Here is a 17,181-nt window from a genome sequence, read left to right as displayed (position 1 = left end):
GCTGGCATGTAATGGGGTCAGGCACCAGAGGAATAGGGTCAGGCACCAGAGGAATGGGGTCAGGCACCAGAGGGATACTGCCTGTCCCCAACCGTCAGGAAAGTGCCTTGGCGAGCGCGTCGTGGACCACCGACGGCGTCAGCACCTGCGGCAGCACGATGGGATCGCGCGCGGGGTCGCGCGGATAGACGACGTAGAGCGGAACGCCGCTTCGCCCGAAGCTCGCGAGCGCCTCGGTGATGCGCGGATCGGAGCGGGTCCAGTCCGCTTTCATCGCGACCGCTCCGGCCGCGCGAAGCTGGCCCGCGAAATCGTCGCCGGTCAGGGCCACGCGCTCGTTGACCTTGCACGACAGGCACCAGTCGGCTGTGAAATCGACGAATACCGCGCGTCCTTCGCTGCGGTGGCGCGCGATGCCACCGGGATCCCACGGCTGCCAGACGACGGCGCCTTCGGAGACGGCGGTCGAGCCGGTTGCGGGCGTCGGCGCGGACGCTGCAGCAAGCGTCAGCACGACCGATCCGGCGACGCTCAGCCCAGCACAGAACCTTGCAACAGGATGTGGGCCGTCCGCTTCGCCCCCAATCATCCACGCGGCCATCGCGAGAAGGAGCAACGACAGCAGAAGCAGCAGCACGCCATCGTTTCCGGTTTCGCGGCCGAACACCCAGATCAGCCACGCAACCGTGGCCAGCAGCGGGAACGCCATCGCCTGGCGCAATCGTTCCATCCACGGGCCCGGCCGCGGAAGTCGCGCGAGCAGGCGCGGAACGCACGAAAGCAGGAGATACGGCGACGCCATGCCGACGCCGAGCGACGTGAACACGGCCACTGCGGCCGGCGCCGGCTGCACGAGCGCGTATCCGAGCGCCGATCCCATGAACGGTGCAGTGCAGGGCGTCGCGAGCACGGTCGCCAGTGCTCCACTGGCGAAGGCACCGACGTAACCGGATCCGGAATCCATCCGTCCGGCAACCGCCGACAGCGACCCGCCGAACTCGAAGACGCCGAGAAGATTGAGCGCGAGCATGAACAAGAGCGCGATCATCAGCGCGACGAACCTCGGCTCCTGGAGCTGGAAGCCCCAGCCGAGCGCATCGCCCGCCGCGCGAAGCGAAAGCAGCAGCGCCGCGAGAACCCAGAACGACACGACGACTCCGGCGCAGAACGCGTAGCCGTGACGCCGCACCGCGGCCGGCTCGCTGTGTGCGACGTGCACGAAACCGAGGATCTTCAGCGACAGCACGGGGAACACGCAGGGCATCAGGTTGAGGACCAGTCCGCCGAGGAAGGCCAGGGAAATGGCGGCCCACAGCGTAATGTCGCCGACGCCGGTCTGCGCGACGCGCGCCGGCGCGGGCGACGCAGCTTCGCCGCCGCGCGCCTCGGTGGCAGGGGTGGGTGCAGGCGCCGCGCCGGGTGCAGGCACGGCGGCAGGCACAGGCGCTGCGGCAGGCGCGGCCGCAGCCGCACTCCCGGGCGCCGCAGCTGCGACGTTGCGCGCATCGACGCGCAGCGCGTGCACGTTGCCGCCGAAATCCCAGCCGCCGTCGGCGACGACGACGAGGCCGAGGTGATCGGGGAGACCGGTCGCATGCTTGTCGCGCGCAACTTCGACGACGAAGCCGTCATCGGTCGTCGTCGTGCGTGCCTGCGCCGACGCATCGACGATGCGTCCTTCGAGCGGGAAGAGGTCGAGGCGATTGGTCGACGGGCGCGAATCTTTCGGGCCGCTGATCTCGAATCGCATCGTATCGGCGTTGCCGGAGAACTTTGCGGACCAGCCGTCGAGAGAGCGGGGGACCCCTTGTCGCGCGGCATCGAAAAGATCGCAGACACGCGAGTCGCGGACGGCCGGGGCGTCTTCGACGCGGATTTTCAGCGGAAGGTCTGCTTTCCCCGGCACGCACGCGTCTTCACGACATGCGAGCCATTTTGCAGTTGCGACGATCTGGATGTCTTCGCCGACTTTGGCCGAGTCCGGCGTCTGGATGTCGGTCAAGAGCAGCGAGTCGCCTTCGTATCCGAAGGTCACGAACGGCGGATTGCCCAGTCGAACCGGATGGGGCCACTGCAATTCACCCGCACGAAAACCGTCGGGCAGCTTCCACTCGACGCGGGTCGGGAGCCCGCTGTCGCCGGGGTTCTGCCAGTACGTGTGCCAGCCGGCCGCCGGCCTGAGTGCGATCCCGACGGTGAAGGGCTGCCCCGGACGGATCGTCTCCTGGTCGCTCAGCAATTCGGCAGTGATGTTGGTGCCGACGACGGGCTCGGCTATCGCGCAGGTGGCGGGCAGGGCGAGGACGACTGCAGCTGCAATTGCCCGCAGGCTGACGCATCGCGCCGCAGATAGCAGAGGCCGCGTTTCCTTTGGGGAACTTTGGCAGGCGGCTTGGTGCATCGCAGTCCCCGGCTCCGATTAGCACCGCCCCGGCGCGGCCGCGAGTGCGCGTTCGGGGGCCGGGCCTTCCAAGGGCCGCGGCCATCGCTTAGGGTGACGCCCGCGCAGGCCAGTAGTTTCGCGCCGTCTTTGCGACAACGGAATTATTTCGCGCAGGCGGCGCACGCAGGATCGATCCCGGACTCGTCCGCACGCCGGGTTCTCCGAGGAGTCGATGGTCGAGATCCCCGACGACTACCAGGAAGCCCTTGCCGCCGTCGGTGTCGCGACGCTCACGGTTCTTGGCGCGATGGAGACAGCGGCGCGCTATCTTCATCCGCCGGAAATCGGCCAGCTCCGCAAGGCGCTGGCGCCGCATCACGCCGAGCTCGAAAAGACACTGGACGCGTATCGCGCTGCTACGCCGCCGGCACCGATGGCAGCGTTTCACGCGCGCTTTGCCGACGGTGCCGAGCTGGCGCGCCGCTCCCTCGAGATGTTCCTGGCCGCCAGCGGCGGCGGGGAATCGATCCTCAAGGTGATCGCGAGCCTGAGGACGTTCTGCCGTGCGCTCGAGCACCTCTACGCGCTGCACCGCTTTCCGCCATTGTCGCGCTATTTCGTCGAGGCGCCGCTGCACGACCGGCTCGCCGAGCTCGAACGCACGCCGCCCGAAGGCGTCACCGTCGGCCTCCATCACAGCGGCGGAGAGCGCGGTGCCGACGTTCGCGGGGGCTTCTGCCTCTACGTTCCGGAGAGCTACGACGGCGCCTCGCCTCGGCCCCTCGTCGTCGCATTGCACGGCGGCTCGGGCTCCGGCCGCGATTTCCTGTGGACCTGGCTGCGCGAAGCGCGAGGACGCCGTTTTCTTCTCGCCGCGCCGACGGCGGCGGGTCCGACGTGGTCGCTGATGGGCCCCGACCTCGATTCCCGCAACCTGCGCGACATGGTCGCCTACATCGCGGGCCGCTGGAACGTCGATCGCTCGCACATCCTGCTGACGGGTCTTTCCGACGGCGCAACGTACACGCTCCTCGAAGGTCTCTCCGAGGATGCGCCGTACACGCACCTTGCGCCGGTGTCGGGAGTGCTGCACCCGGCCAACCTCGTCGGGGGAAACCTCGCGCGTGCGGCGGCCAGCCGCATCTGGCTCGTGCACGGGCGCCTCGACTGGATGTTCCCGGTAGAGACCGCCGAGATGGCGGCCGACGAGCTGACCCGCGCCGGCGCCGACATCACGCTGAGGATCATCGAGGATCTCTCCCACACGTATCCGCGCGAAGAGAACGACCGCATCCTTACGTGGTTCGATCCGCGCCTGGCGCTGCCGTCGCAGGCCGGCGCGCGCGAAAGCCTCGGGAGCGAGCGCGCTTGAGCCTTCGCGCGTTCGCCGACATGTAGGCGCCGCGGCGCTGCCGCACGAGTACGATGGCCATACTCCCCGTCCTGACGATCGGAAATCCGCTTCTTCGCGTGGTCGCGCGCGATGTCGAGCCTGACGAAATCGGCTCGGCCGCGCTGCAGGCGTTGATCGAAGACATGATCGACACGATGCACCATGAGCAGGGAATCGGACTCGCTGCGCCGCAGATCGGCGCATCGATCCAGGTCGCGGTCATCGAAATCGATGCCGATTCGGACCGCTATCCGGGACAGGAACCTTTCGGCCTGCGGGTTTTTCTCAATCCGAAGATCACGATCCTCGACGGCGAAGAGCAGGGATTCTGGGAAGGATGCCTGTCCGTGCCGAACCTGCGCGGGTTCGTCGAGAGGCCGCGTCGCATCCGCGTGTCCTACCTCGACCTCGACGGCGCGGTGCACGCGATCGAAGCGGAAGGATTCCTCGCGACGGTATTCCAGCACGAGCTCGACCACCTGCAGGGCGTGCTCTACGTCGACCGGATGCGCGACCTGACGAAGCTGGCAACGCTCGAGGACTATGCGCAGTTCTGGCGCGAGGATGCGGGGGAGCAGCACCTGCCCGACTGACCTCTGCGTCCTGCTTTCTCTCGACCGGGTCGCTGCTGCTGTCGCGGGCTCGTGCCCCGGCGGACGGCGCCGCGCAGGGGGTCAGAAGATGACGGTGGTGGTTGTGGTCGTGGTTTGAGTGGGCGACGGGCAGTCGAGGCTGACGGGGAGGTCCGCGCAGGTGCGCAGGATCAGCAGGGCGTCGGTCGCGCTGACGATCCCGTTCGAGTCGACGTCGCACGTACACAGCTCGCAGGTCCTCAGGTCGACGGCGCCCTGGAGCACGAACACCGCGTTGACGATGCAGCGCGTGTTGCTGAAGGGATGCCCGCAGGTGCGGCAGGCCTTGGCCGTCTCGTCGCAGGTATCGCCGCAGGCGTGTGTCTGGGGACAAGTGGGCGTCCCTACGCAGGCGCCACCTGCGCAGTGGTCGCCGGTTGTGCAGAACTGGCCGTCGTCGCAGGCGGCGGTGTTCGCGACGTGGCCGCAGCTCCCGCTGCCGTCGCAGACGTCGTCGGTACAGACGTTCGAGTCGTTCGCGCAGGGAGTGCCCCTGGCGGCATTGCAGTTGTCGGCGGCTTCGTTGCACGCTCCCGAGCAGACCGGGTTGCCCGCGCAGGGATCGCCGCTGCCGACGCAGGCACCGCTGCGGCAGGTATCGGTCTTCGTGCAGAACGCGCCGTCGTTGCACTCGGTGCCGTCGGTCTTCGCGGTCTTCTGGCAGGTTCCGCTGCGCGCGTCGCAGGCTCCGGTGTTGCACTGGTCGGAAAGGTCCGAGCAATCCAGCGCCGTGCCGGCGCAGACGCCGGCGCTGCACTGGTCTGCGCTGGTACAGGCGTTTCCATCGTTGCACGTCGTGCCGTCCTGCTTGGGGGAGGCCGTGCACTGGCCGCTGTCCGGGTTGCAGGTTCCGGTCGCACAGTCCGCGTTCAGGGTCGAGCAGTCCTTCGCGGTGCCGCGGCAGGTTCCGGCCGTGCACTGGTCTGCGGTCGTGCACAGGTTGCCGTCGCTGCAGGAGGTGCCGTCGGTCTTCGGGATGGCGGCGCACTGCCCGCTCTGCGCATTGCAGGTTCCGGTCGCGCACGCGCGGTCCAGGCTGGAGCAGTCGCGCGGGGTGCCCGCGCAGGCGCCTGCGCTGCACTGGTCGCCGGCGGTGCACGCGTTGCCGTCGTCGCACACCGTGCCGTTGGTTTTTGCGGACGCGAAACACTGGCCGCTGTCGGGGTTGCAGGTACCGGTCGCGCAGGCGGCGTCCAGGGCCGAGCAGTCTTTCGCGGTGCCGCGGCAGGTCCCGGTCGTGCACTGATCGCCGGTCGTGCACGCATTGGCGTCGTCGCACACCGTGCCGTTGGTTTTTGGTGCAGCGAAGCACTGTCCGCTGTCGACGTTGCAGGTCCCCGTCGCGCACTGCCCGCTGAAAGCCGAGCAGTCCTTCGCGGCGCCGTGACAGGTCCCCGCCGTGCACTGATCGCCGGTCGTGCAGAGGTTGCCGTCGCTGCAGGAGGTGCCGTCGGTCTTCGGGATCGCTGCGCACTGCCCGCTCTGCACGTTGCAGGTCCCGGTCGAGCACGGCCCGTTCAAGGACGAGCAGTCGCGCGGAGCGCCCGAGCAGACGCCGGCGCTGCACTGGTCGCCGGTCGTGCACGCATTGGCGTCGTCGCACACCGTGCCGTTGGTTTTTGGCGCAGCGAAGCACTGTCCGCTGTCCACGTTGCAGGTCCCCGTCGCGCACTGCCCGCTGAAAGCCGAGCAGTCTTTCGCAGTGCCGTGGCAGGTCCCGGCCGTGCACTGGTCGCCGATCGTGCAGAGGTTGCCGTCGCTGCACGAGGTGCCGTCGGTTTTTGGAATCGCTGCGCACTGCCCGCTCCGGGCGTCACAGGTCCCGGTCGCGCACGGACCGTTCAAGGACGAGCAGTCGCGCGGGGTGCCCGCGCAGACGCCTGCGCTGCACTGGTCCCCGGTCGTGCAGAGGTTGCCGTCGTCGCACACCGTGCCGTTGGTTTTCGGCGCGGCGATGCACTGGCCGCTGTCCGGGTTGCAGGTTCCCGTCGCGCAGGCTGCGTTCAGGGCCGAGCAGTCCTTCGCGATGCCACGGCAGGTTCCGGCCGTGCACTGGTCGCCGGTCGTACACAGGCTGCCGTCGCTGCACGAGGTGCCGTCGGACTTCGGAGTCGCCACGCACTGCCCGCTCCGGGCGTCGCAGGACCCGGTCGTGCACTGCCCGTTGAGGGACGAGCAGTCGCGCGCAGTGCCCGCGCAGACGCCGGCGCTGCACTGGTCACCGGTCGTGCACGGGTTGCCGTCGTCACACACCGCGCCGTCGCTTTTCGTAGAAGCGACGCAGTGGCCATTCTGGGGATTGCAGGTCCCGACGGTGCAGGCGCCGTCGAGGCTCGAGCAGTCCACCGACGCCCCGGAGCAGACTCCGGCCTGGCAGGTGTCTGCGCGCGTGCACTTGCTCCCGTCATTGCACGAGGTTCCGTCGGTCTTCCGTACCGCCTCGCATTGCCCGGTCTGGGCGTTGCAGGTTCCGGTCGTGCACTGCCCGTCGAGCGACGAACAGTCGCGGGGCGTTCCGGCGCAGATACCGTTCCTGCACGAGTCGCCGACCGTACACGGGTCGCCGTCGTCGCAGGTGGTGCCGTTGGCGACACTGCACCGGCCCGTCTGCTGGTCGCAGGTATTGGTCTGGCACGAATTGGTCGGTGGCGGGCAGACCACCGCGCTGCCGCCGCAGACGCCGTTCGTACACTGGTCGTTCGTCGTGCAGGCGACCCCGTCGTCGCAGATCGTCCCGTTCTCGCGGGCGAACGCCTCGCATTGGCCGCTGTCCGCGTTGCACTCGCCGGTCGCGCACTGGGTCGTCAGTCCCGAGCAGTCCAGCGCAGTGCCGAGGCAGAGGCCGGAACGGCAGCGATCGTTCGTCGTGCAGGGGTCGCCGTCGTTGCACGGGATCGCCGTCTCGACGGGGATCTTGACGCACTGGCCGGTCCCGCCGTCACAGAACGCGTTGTTGCACTGGTCGGATGAGCCGGAACAGTCGACCGCCGTGCCGCCGCAGGATCCGCCGGTGCACTGGTCATCCGTCGTGCACGTGTTGCCGTCGTCGCAGGTGGTGCCGTCGGACTGGAACTCGACGTCGCAGTTGCCGGTGTTGTCGTTGCAGAAGCCGGTTCCGCAAGCGTTCGTCAGGCTCGAGCAGTCGCGGGGAGCGCCGCTGCAGAATCCGCTCGTGCAGGTGTCGCCGACCGTGCAGCCGTTGCCGTCGTCGCAGGTGTTGCCATCCGGCAGCTGCTCGCCGCTCTGGCAGAACCCGTCGCTGTTGCACACGTCTCCCACGGTGCAGCTGTTGCCGTCGTCGCAGGGAGCGAACTGCGCGATGGAGTGGTTGCAGGTTCCCTGGCCGTCGCAGGTATCGCTCGTGCACTGGTTGCCGTCGTCGGGGCAGGGTGCGCCGCTCTGCTCGAGCTGGCAGAGCGAGTCGCAGCAGTCCCCGCTGGCCGTGTTGCCGTCGTCGCACTGCTCGCCGTTCTCGAGCAGGCCGTTGCCGCAGACCGCGAGCGCGGTTGCGGGGGAAAACATCAGCAGGAAAAGGGCGGCCGAGGCGGAAATCGAGCGCAGGCGGGACGAGGCGTTCGAAATCCGCAAGAAGGCCCTCCTAGGGAACGGTCGTGGTCGTCGTCGGCGGCGCGCACTGCAGGTTGGTCGGAAGATCGGTGCAGCTGCGCAGTACCATCAGGGCGTCCGTCGCCGTGATCGTGTGGCTCGAGTCGACGTCGCAGGTGCAGAGCTCGCAGGAACGCAGGTCGACCGACGATTGCAGGATGAAGACGGCGTTGACCACGCAGCGCGTGTTGCTGTACGGGTGCCCGCACGTACGGCAGGACGCGGCGTCCTCGTCGCAGGTGTCGCTGCATCCGGGAGCGCTCGCGCAGGCCGGCTTGTGCTCGCAGCGGCCGAGCTCGACGTTGCAGGAGTCCGACGTGCAGCCGCTGCCGTCGTTGCACTGGAACGGGTTGGTGCAGCCGCAGGTGCAGTCGTGCAGGCAGGTTTCGACGCCGGGGCAGTCGGCATCGGCCGAGCCTGCGAAGTCGCACTCCTCACCGGGGTCGAGGCGGCCGTTGCCGCAGGGCGCCGAGCCGGCCTTCAGGTCGAGCATCAGCACGACGAGGCTGTGGCAGTCTCCCGTGTTCAACATTCCCGTGAGCGAGAGGCTCTGCACGCCCGGCGCCGCGAAGGCTCCGGTGATGTCGAACGTGTGGATGTCCCAGAGACTGTCCGTGCCCGCGCGGCTGAAGCCTGCGTTCGGGACGGAGTTGCCGTCCCACAGCGAAGTGGTGTCGTCGATCGTCAGGCTGTTCACAGGACCCGCGAACGTCACCGAATCGTCGGTGAAGGACTGTCCGTCGCTGACGTGGAACTGGGCCACCACCGTGCCGCCGGTGTAATTGATGTTGTCGAGCGTCGCCGCCCAGCCATTGACCTCGCCAGGAAAGCCGTTCTGCACGTAGTCCGAATCGTTGCCTTCGAAGAACACGAGATCGTGGTTGTTGGTGCTGTTGCCATCGTCGAACAGCACGATCAGCGAGGCGCCGTTGCCGTTGTGGCCGGTCCCTGCGTCGAGGCCCGAGATCCCGTAAGCCCCGTTCCCGGTCACCAGGCTCGTCACGTCGGCGAAGAACGCGCGACTGCTGCCCGGCCCCCAGCAGTTGGTCTCGGAATCACCGAGGCTGACACCGGTAACCTGGGTGTTGGCGAACGTGATCGTCGCGTTGTCGTAGACCGCGTCGGCCGAGCTCGTGTTGATGCCGTGCCAGTAAAGAAATGCCTTGTGGACAGGCCCCGTGACGCCGGTGATCGTGAGCGTTCCCGGCCCGCTCCCGATGCCCCCGATTCCCGCCGACACGTAGTCGGTGTTCGTCTCGGTACGACCGAGCGTCACCGCCTTGGCCGCTGCGACAGTTGCCGTACACACCAGGCCCAGAGCGCAGCCGGTCGCCGCGATCCTGCCAAACCACACCCGTGCCGAGCCATTGAACATCCAGCGCCCTCCCGTGCCGCGACCATCCCGCAGGCGCGAGGCCGACACCTTGCCTCGTGCCCCGCAGCCACGTCAAACGTTCGCTGGTCCTGATTGCTGCGACAGCCGTCGAAAGAAAGCATCCGCCTCTTTTCCCGTGCGCGGCCGCGAAGGCCGGACGGTGTGCGAGACACGAGCCGTGCGCACGGCTGGAGCGACGATGGACGCGGCACCGGGCCCCTGCTGGCAGGCTGCGGAAAAACCCCTGCCGTCGGCCCGCACGCCGCAACCTGCTAAACTGCGCGTCGATGCCTCGCCTGCGCCTGGCCGCCCGGCTCTCCCCGATGACGATCGCAGCTCTGCTCGGGGTGGTGCTGGCGGTCCTCCGTTTCATCGGCATTGCGCCGCTGGCCCTTCTCGATGCCCGGGCCATCGACCTTCGCCTGCTGGCGCGCGGCCGCCAGCCCGGCTCACCCGAGGCAGTCATCGTTGCGGTCGACGACGCGAGCATCGCCGAGATCGGCCGCTGGCCCTGGCCCAGGGCGACGCTCGCGCGCCTGCTCGACAAGATCGAGGAGGGCGGCCCGTCGGTGGTCGGGTTCGACATCGTGCAGTCGGAAGCGACGGCGGCTCCCGACCTGACGTCCCTCAAAGGTCGCGTCGGCGACCAGGCGCTGGCCGAAGTCTCGCGGGCTCTTGCCGACGGCAGCCCCGACGACCGCGCGCTCGCCGATTCCATCGCCAAATCCGGCAACGTCGTGCTCGGCTATTTCTTCGATCGCGGCGGGAGCCACAGCGGCGGCAGCAATGTCGCCGTCGCCTCGTATGCTGCCGTGCAGTCCGAGGCGGGAGAGAGCGGAGAAACCAAGATCCTCGCGGCGAAGACGGCTGTCACGAACATCCCGGCAATCGCCGCTGCAGCGAAATCGAACGGCTTCTTCAACTCCGAACCTGACCCCGACGGGTATTACCGCCGCGTGCCTGCGGTCATGAGCTACGGCGACCGCATGGCGCTGCCGCTGTCGCTGTCGATGCTGCAGGTCGTGCACCCCGACTGGCAGGCGCGCCTTCGGATCGTGTCGCTCGAGGCCGCCGATGTGCGCCTCGGCCCCCACGAGATTCCCGTTCGCGAGGACGGCCAGATGTTGCTCAACTTCCGCGGCCCGGGCGGGACGTTTCGCCGCGTGTCTGCCGCGGACCTGCTGGCCGGCCGCGCCGATCCCGCCACCTTGCTCGGCAAAGCCGTCATCGTCGGCGTCACTGCCACTGCCGTCGCCGACATACGGGCCACGCCTTTCGACGGCATCTACCCCGGCGTCGAGCTGCACGCGACGGTCATCGACAACGTGCTGCGCGACGATCTTCTGAGCCAGCCGCGCTGGATCGTGCTCGTCGAGATCGGCGCGATCCTCGCGAGCGTGCTCGTCCTCGGCGCGGCGCTGGCGCGCGTGCAGGGCGTCGCGGCGGCGCTGGTCGCGCTGTCGCTGGTCGTCGGCTACCTCGGGCTGAGCCAGTGGCTGTTTCTCGCCGAGGGAGTGCCGCTCGGCATCGTCTATCCGCTGGTCGCGATCGCGCTCGTCTACATGACGATCAGCCTGCACCACTTCGTCACCGTCGAGCGCGAGAAACGCCGCACCCGCGAAGCGTTCAGCCGCTACCTCAACCCCGAGCTGGCGCGCATGGTCAGCGAAAATCCCGACCTGCTCGCGCTCGGCGGAACGCGCAGGTGCCTTACCGTGCTGTTCTCCGACATCCGCGGGTTCACGTCGATCTCCGAAGGACTGGAGCCGGAGACGCTCGTCGAGATCCTCAACGTCTATCTCGGGGAGATGACGGGGATCGTATTCGAGCACGAAGGAACTCTCGACAAGTACATCGGCGACGCGATCATGGCGGTGTGGGGCGCGCCGGTGGAATGCACCGACCACGCGATGCGCGCGTGCGCGGCGGCTCTCGACATGAGCACGCGCCTTCGCCAGCGCAGCGAAGAATGGACGTCGCGCGGATGGCCGCGCATCGAAGCCGGCATCGGCATCCACACGGGCGACATGGTCTCGGGCAACATGGGCTCGGCTTCCCACCTGAGCTACACCGTGATCGGCGACAACGTGAACCTCGGTTCGCGCCTGGAGGGGCTGACCAAGACGTACGGCGTGAGTCTGCTCGTGAGCGAGGCGGTGTGCGAGCAGGCCGGCGATGCGTTCGTGACGCGCGAGCTCGACGTCGTCGCCGTCAAGGGCAAGGCACTGCCGGTCCGGATTTTCGAATTGGTCGGACGCGCGGCCGACGCCGCAAGCACGAGCGACCTCGTCACGCACTTCGCGACCGCGCTCGGGCTGTTCCGCAAACGCGAATGGGCGCGCGCCGAAGCGGCATTCATGGCGCTGCTCGAAGCGTATCCCGGCGACGGCCCGAGCAACCTCTACGTCAAACGCTGCCGCATCTTCGCATCCGACCCACCCCCCGCCGACTGGGCCGGCGTAACGGTAATGGAAACGAAGTAGCCAGGGCCCGGCACTATGCCATTGGTGTAATGGGGTCAGGCACCAGCGGAATAGGGTCAGGCACCAGCGGAATGGGGTCAGGCACCAGCGCACGCGCCTGCTGCCGTCCCCGGTTCCGTTAGAAATGCACGTCGATCCCGGTCGCGTTCAGCACGGGCTGAGGCTGGCCGAGCACGTCGCCACCGGTCTTGGCGGGAACATCGGGCGGAAGATCCGGATCGGGAGCTCCCGGCCCGAACGTGCCGCCGGGGTTTTCGCCGGCCGGTCCGGTCGGCAGCCCTCCGGCCGTGATCGGGCCGTTTCCTTCGGGCGTATCGGTCAGCGGGACTTCCTTGCCGCCGATCGTCGGGTCGTTGAGGATCAGCGATTCCGGATCGCCGGCGCCAGGCAGCGAGAGGCCCTGCATCAGGCGTCTGTAATCGTCGTCGTCGCTCGTGATCTGGCGCGGAGGCGTCGGGAACTTTCCCTTGGCCACTTCGGTCAGCTGATGGTCGTGCACCAGGACGCCGTGATTCTTGAGGTCGCGCGGGCTGTGCACCTCGACAGTGCCGCCGAGTCCGAGCACTTCGCTCAGCTGGTTCTTGGTATTGTACGCGACGACGAACTCGGTGCCGCGCACGCCGGCCACCGCCGTGGTCGTCTCGATCTTGTAGGACGCCTGCGCGCCCGAGTAGTAGTCGCTGACCAGCGCACGCACCTTGCCGCCGAGCAGGTGCAGCAGCGTCGTCGCGCTTCCCTTGTTCGGATCGAACACCGTTTCGTCGACGACGAGGGTCGATCCGTCGGCGATGTTCAACACGGAGTCGTCGATGAAGAGCACGCGGGCGCGGCCCGGAGTGCCGGTGCGAATCGTGTCGCCCGTTTCGACGACACTTTCGACGCCGGCCTTCGCGAATGCGCCGCCGTGGCCGATCTCGACGGTTCCCTCGAGCGTGACGATCTTGCCTGCGTCCGCGGCGTCGGCCACTGCCGCCGCCAGCGCCAGGCCCGCGACAAGCAGGGTTGTCAGTGCCTTTCGCAGCATCTCAGTACCTCGCCTCCAGTCCGAGCGACGTGATGTGGCGCGTGTACTGGAACGAATTCTCGTCGGACGAGTTGAACCGGAAGATGTACGACGCGTTGAGCCACAGGTACTCGTTCAGTCTCTTCTCGACGCGTGCGATCACCGTGTGGCGGTCGTCGTCGCGGCTGTCGCCGGTCAGCGAAACGAAGCCGCTGGCGTGTGCGTAGTTCTCGAGCTTGTACGCGTAGACTGCGTCCGCGAACCAGTCGTGGCCGAAGTCCCACTGCACGCCGCCTTCGAACTGGTCGCCGTGGTAGTCGTATTGGTGGCCGTTCAGCGCCGCAGTGGCCGACCCGTGATCGGCCTCGTCGGAGTCGAAGCGGTAGCCGATCACGATGTTGCGGGTGGGCATGCCGAGCGAGAAGTACTGGCGAATGCCGGTTGCGTTGTTGAGCGAGTCGCGCACCGGACTGTATGGCTGCTCGACGAAGTTGCGGTGCCGCAGCCGGTAGTAAACCTCGGTGTGGCCGAAAGCACCCTCGTCCCAGCGCGCCCACGGCAGCAAGTAGCCGCCGACGTCGAGGCTCTTCTCGTCGAGCATGTCGTAGTCGAACGCGCCCGCCATGCCGAGGGTCAGGGGCCCGCGCACCCACGACGTCTCGACGCTGGCCTGGTGGCTCTGGACGTCGAACGAGTCGAGGTCGAAGTGCAGGCTCTGCAGGAAGTCGTAGCCGATCGCGACGTTCCATGACGGCGTCGACAGCAGCGAGTACTTTCCGCCTGCGGTGAACACCGTGCGCCCGTCGTCCTTGTTGCTGATCCCGTAGACGCCGTGCGAGAGGCTGTCGCTGTCCGGGGCCAGCTGGACGTTGCTGTCGTACTCGAGCGCGACACCAGCGTAGAGACGGTAGCGCTTGGCCCCGTTCTGGCGCATCGCATCGAGGAACGCGGACGCTTCGTGGGGAAAAGGCCCGCCGCCCGGCTGCTGGCTTACCCACGTGAACTCGGCGACCGCCGTGCCTTCGTCGCCGGCGCGGTACGCCGCCAGGCCCTGGTAGTAGCGCGCCTGCAAGGCCAGCGAGGCATCGAGCGCTTCGACTTTGGCCAGGTTCGCGCGCGCGACGGCGTAGTTGCCGCGGCGGATCTCGACGATGCCGAGCAGCAGCGTCGCTTCGCCCGCGGCGCGCGGCCGCTGGACCGCGGACTGCAGCGCAGCGGCGGCGTCGTCGAAATGGTTGAGCCGGTATTCGGCGTAGCCCAGCTCGAGAGTGTCGCGGTAGATCGTCGGATCGCCGGCCGCGACGACGATCTTCAGGTCGGCGGCTGCTTCCTTGTACTGACCCGCGTGCCCGTAACCGAGAGCGCGGTAGTAGAGCGCGTGAACGTCCTTCGGATCGGCAGTGACGGCCTGCTGGAACAGCGCGAGTGCGGCGGCGTCGTGCCCCGCGTGCATCTCGGCGAGGCCGCGCGTGTAGAGGCGCTCTGCGTTGCCCTTCTCGGATGCGAACGACGGCGCAGCGACGGCAAGCGCAAGCACGGCGCACGCAAGGCCGCGACGGGCAGGCGCCTGCCAGCGAAGGACGGGACGGCGGGGACTGCGTCGCATCACTGTGCTGGGCATTGGATTTCCTCGATGACGACGGTCGCATCGGCCGCAGACAGGTCGGGCGCAGTCGCCTCGGTGACCTGCACGATCAGGTTCGCGAGCACCAGCGGCGGCGACTGCTGGAAGCGGCACAGCGCCAGGTCCACCGGTCCGCTGAAGGTCTGCGCGCTGACGATCGCCGCGTGCAGCTCGTCATTGGCGTCATCGTCGTTGAACGTCGCGAGAGTCTCGTCGGGATTGGTGCTGAGGAGCTTGGTGCACGCGACGTTCTCGCCCGTTCCGATGAAGTCGCCGCCCGTGGTGCCGTAGGACGTCGTCCACGAGATGCCGACGAGGTCGACCGCGTTGCTGACCGAGTATTTGAGGCAGAACGTCTGCGGCGGCAGCAGCGTCGTGGTCGTCGTCTCGCCGGTGGAAGTCGTCGTCGACGAAGTGGACGTGGTCGAGGTGGCTGTCGTCGTCGTGGTCTCGCCTCCGGGCACGGTGAAGGTCGTGTCCGACTCCATGCTCTGCGTCGGCGAGCCCGTATTGGTCGCGCGGATCGTCAGGTTGGCGGTGCCCGGCGGGAGGTCGCTCGGCGACTGCGAGAGAATCTTCAGCCCGCGCACATCCAGGGCCCCGCCGCTGCTGCATTCAGGAAGCTGCGGATCGTTGTCGGCACAGTGCAATGCGGAGAGGATGTCTGCGGCCGCGGTAACCGGCGGGTCGCTGAGCTGCACGTCGATGCTGTCGGCGTTGACGTCGTGCACGGCATCGACGACCGTGAACCGCACGTGAGGACGCACGCCGTCGGCCGTTCCTGCGTCGGGAGGATTCAGGTCCAGCAGGAAAGGCAGCGAGTGCACGTCGACGTTGACCACGTTCTGCTGGCCGGGAACGACGTCGACCGGGATCGCGTCGCTACCGAAGCTGGGCAGGGTGTTCTGCGGGCCCGAGCACGGCGAGCCCTGCCCCGGAGGCAGCGTCGCGCACGTCGCTGCGACGCCGCGCGCCGGCGCGAAGTCGGTCGGGAACCCGTTGACCTCGAGCTCGGCCTGGCCGTCGGCGATTCCCGTAAGAAGAATGTGACGGTCGATGAAAGCCTGGCTGTCGCGCAGCACGGCAATGCAGCACTGCGTCCCCGTTGAGGGGGTGACGATGAAGCGAATCGCATTGACGGATAGCGGGATCGGCGTTGCGAACTGGCTCTCGGTGCCCGGGGCGCCGGCTTGCTCGCTGGACGCGGAAACCGCGGCTTTCTGCTCCCAGTTGACCGAGAAGGCCAGGTTGGTCGCGGGAAGCCCGCCGCCGCCACCGCCTCCGCCGCAGCCCGAGGCGGCGGCAAGGATCGCGGAGCCAAGCAGAATGGAGCGGGGCCGACTTCGGGATGTGTTGGCCATGGATGTTCCGTTCTTAGGAGATCGTCGATGCAGCTCGAAACTGCGGGCAGCTATACGAAGTCGCCCCTAGCTACACAAGCGGCGGGGGAGCGAACAACCCCTTTCAGCGACTGATTCATCGGTCAGTCCTCGTAGACGGGGGGGGCGACCGCTCGCCGACGGGCACAGATGGCGTCGTCCAGAAGTCCGCTCGCCGACGGGCGGCGTTCGATGGAGAATCGCAGCACCGGATCCGAAGCGATCGGCCAGCGATGACGTCTGCGATGACGAGTGTTCGATGACCCGGGATACTGGTACGCGAGCGCCCGCAGGTCGGCTCGCGCGAATGTCCGAGACACGGAGGCTTCGATGTTCCACGTGATCTGGTCCGTCCTCGTAGGGTTCGTCGTCGGTCTCATGGCCCGCCTGCTGATGCCCGGCGCCGACAGCATGGGGTTCCTCGCAACGTCCATTGTCGGAATTCTCGGCTCGGTGGTCGGAGGATTCCTCGGCACCGTGCTGAAAAAGCCGGAGCCGGGCTCGAATTTCCATCCTGCGGGATTCGTGCTGTCGGTCGTCGGCGCCATCGTGCTGCTATGGGCGTTGCGTATGGCGCACTGAACGGTCGTGTCTTTTTCGCACCGTCGGCGCTGCGTGACCGTGCATGAGGATTCCAGGATGTCGTCGATCGACAAGAGGGCCGTCGTCGCGGCGCTTCGCGCGCGCATCGTCTTCGCACTGGAAAGCCTGACGGCCTCGCACAAGGCCGTGCACGCCGGCGCCGTGCATCCGGACGCGAAGCAGGAACACTCCAAGGACATGCGGGCGACGGAGGCGAGTTACCTGGCGCGTGGCCTCGCGGAGAGAGTCGAAACTCTTCGGGACGCAGTCCGCGCGCTGGACCTCATGCCGCTGCGTGCGTTCGGCAACGACGAAACCATATCCACCGGCGCCCTGGTCACCATCGCGGACGGCGAGGACTTCGAGTCCAGCTATCTTCTTGCCCCGGCGGGTGGAGGAGAGCGGGTGTCGATCGCCGGTCGCGAGGTGCTCGTGCTCACGCCTCAGTCGCCTCTCGGCTCATCGCTTCTCGGGCGATGCCTCGGCGAAAGCGTCAGCGTGGACCTCCCGGCAGGCCGCAAAGCGGTCGAGATTGTCGACGTGCAGTGAGGCGCGTCATTCGGGCTGCGCGAGTGGTGTCGAGCGACTCCGCAGCTCCACGTCGCTGCGGTTGGAGGCACGACGTTGAATGATCATTCGATCGCAGACAACGAGGGCAGGCAAAAAGTTGTTCCCTGCGGTCAACGAAGGCAAGCTCGCCGTGCTCTACTGCTTCGCGTTC

The 17,181-nt window shown here is 67.8% G+C and carries 11 protein-coding genes; 5 read left to right on the top strand and 6 right to left on the bottom strand.

Annotation, left to right across the window (positions count from 1 at the left end; genetic code table 11):
* Positions 1 to 94 precede the first annotated feature (94 nt).
* Positions 95 to 2,239: a thioredoxin family protein gene (locus tag VGK20_04185; protein HEY2773235.1), complete on the bottom strand. Its 2,145-nt coding sequence runs from the start codon at positions 2,237 to 2,239 to the stop codon at positions 95 to 97.
* Between the two features lie 376 nt (positions 2,240 to 2,615).
* Here VGK20_04185 and VGK20_04180 point away from each other — a divergent pair, with 376 nt between their 5' ends.
* Both VGK20_04180 and def read left to right on the top strand, forming a co-directional pair.
* Positions 2,616 to 3,755 carry a phospholipase gene (locus VGK20_04180; GenBank protein HEY2773234.1) on the top strand — a complete coding sequence of 380 codons (1,140 nt, stop codon included), beginning with the start codon at positions 2,616 to 2,618 and terminating at the stop codon, positions 3,753 to 3,755.
* Positions 3,756 to 3,808: 53 nt separating this feature from the next.
* Entirely contained in the window at positions 3,809 to 4,369 is a 561-nt protein-coding gene (gene def / locus VGK20_04175; GenBank protein HEY2773233.1) for a peptide deformylase, read from the top strand.
* Positions 4,370 to 4,450: 81 nt separating this feature from the next.
* Here the strand turns inward: def and VGK20_04170 are convergent, their stop codons facing one another.
* Positions 4,451 to 7,996 (bottom strand): hypothetical protein, encoded by a 3,546-nt coding sequence (locus VGK20_04170; GenBank protein ID HEY2773232.1) that lies wholly within the window; start codon positions 7,994 to 7,996, stop codon positions 4,451 to 4,453.
* Between the two features lie 10 nt (positions 7,997 to 8,006).
* Positions 8,007 to 9,389, bottom strand: a complete 1,383-nt coding sequence (locus tag VGK20_04165) for a hypothetical protein (GenBank protein HEY2773231.1) — start codon at positions 9,387 to 9,389, stop codon at positions 8,007 to 8,009.
* Between the two features lie 323 nt (positions 9,390 to 9,712).
* Between VGK20_04165 and VGK20_04160 the strand changes: the two genes are divergently transcribed.
* Positions 9,713 to 11,872, top strand: coding sequence for an adenylate/guanylate cyclase domain-containing protein (locus tag VGK20_04160; GenBank protein HEY2773230.1), 2,160 nt, complete (start codon positions 9,713 to 9,715; stop codon positions 11,870 to 11,872).
* 118 nt (positions 11,873 to 11,990) lie between these two features.
* Here VGK20_04160 and VGK20_04155 read toward each other — a convergent pair whose 3' ends face one another.
* Genes VGK20_04155 through VGK20_04145 form a run of 3 tightly spaced genes read right to left on the bottom strand, consistent with a single transcriptional unit; the run spans position 11,991 to position 15,860 of the window.
* Complete coding sequence (locus tag VGK20_04155) at positions 11,991 to 12,896, bottom strand: FecR family protein (protein HEY2773229.1); 906 nt, start codon at positions 12,894 to 12,896, stop codon at positions 11,991 to 11,993.
* 1 nt (position 12,897) lies between these two features.
* Positions 12,898 to 14,496: a tetratricopeptide repeat protein gene (locus VGK20_04150; GenBank protein HEY2773228.1), complete on the bottom strand. Its 1,599-nt coding sequence runs from the start codon at positions 14,494 to 14,496 to the stop codon at positions 12,898 to 12,900.
* On the bottom strand, positions 14,481 to 15,860 hold the full coding sequence (locus VGK20_04145) for a hypothetical protein (GenBank protein HEY2773227.1): 1,380 nt from the start codon (positions 15,858 to 15,860) through the stop codon (positions 14,481 to 14,483). The genes VGK20_04150 and VGK20_04145 overlap by 16 nt, the downstream gene beginning before the upstream one ends.
* Before the next feature lie 348 nt (positions 15,861 to 16,208).
* On the opposite strand from VGK20_04145, the gene VGK20_04140 reads away from it, so the two are divergent.
* Both VGK20_04140 and VGK20_04135 read left to right on the top strand, forming a co-directional pair.
* Positions 16,209 to 16,460, top strand: a complete 252-nt coding sequence (locus VGK20_04140; GenBank protein ID HEY2773226.1) for a GlsB/YeaQ/YmgE family stress response membrane protein — start codon at positions 16,209 to 16,211, stop codon at positions 16,458 to 16,460.
* Between the two features lie 57 nt (positions 16,461 to 16,517).
* On the top strand, positions 16,518 to 17,009 hold the full coding sequence (locus VGK20_04135; GenBank protein ID HEY2773225.1) for a GreA/GreB family elongation factor: 492 nt from the start codon (positions 16,518 to 16,520) through the stop codon (positions 17,007 to 17,009).
* Positions 17,010 to 17,181 lie beyond the last annotated feature (172 nt).

This window comes from Candidatus Binatia bacterium, from assembly GCA_036493895.1.
Classification (GTDB): domain Bacteria; phylum Desulfobacterota; class Binatia; order UBA1149; family CAITLU01; genus DATNBU01.
Note: the sequence above shows the minus strand (reverse complement) of the source record. Positions and strands in the feature narration are given on the sequence as shown.

What these genes read in the sequence shown, in the direction of transcription:
- VGK20_04180 (HEY2773234.1), top strand. Translation starts at nt 2,616, where the DNA reads ATGGTCGAGATCCCCGACGACTACCAGGAAGCCCTTGCCGCCGTCGGT.
- def (HEY2773233.1), top strand. Translation starts at nt 3,809, where the DNA reads ATGGCCATACTCCCCGTCCTGACGATCGGAAATCCGCTTCTTCGCGTG.
- VGK20_04165 (HEY2773231.1), bottom strand. Translation starts at nt 9,389, where the DNA reads ATGTTCAATGGCTCGGCACGGGTGTGGTTTGGCAGGATCGCGGCGACC.
- VGK20_04160 (HEY2773230.1), top strand. Translation starts at nt 9,713, where the DNA reads ATGACGATCGCAGCTCTGCTCGGGGTGGTGCTGGCGGTCCTCCGTTTC.
- VGK20_04155 (HEY2773229.1), bottom strand. Translation starts at nt 12,896, where the DNA reads ATGCTGCGAAAGGCACTGACAACCCTGCTTGTCGCGGGCCTGGCGCTG.
- VGK20_04150 (HEY2773228.1), bottom strand. Translation starts at nt 14,496, where the DNA reads ATGCCCAGCACAGTGATGCGACGCAGTCCCCGCCGTCCCGTCCTTCGC.
- VGK20_04145 (HEY2773227.1), bottom strand. Translation starts at nt 15,860, where the DNA reads ATGGCCAACACATCCCGAAGTCGGCCCCGCTCCATTCTGCTTGGCTCC.
- VGK20_04140 (HEY2773226.1), top strand. Translation starts at nt 16,209, where the DNA reads ATGTTCCACGTGATCTGGTCCGTCCTCGTAGGGTTCGTCGTCGGTCTC.
- VGK20_04135 (HEY2773225.1), top strand. Translation starts at nt 16,518, where the DNA reads ATGTCGTCGATCGACAAGAGGGCCGTCGTCGCGGCGCTTCGCGCGCGC.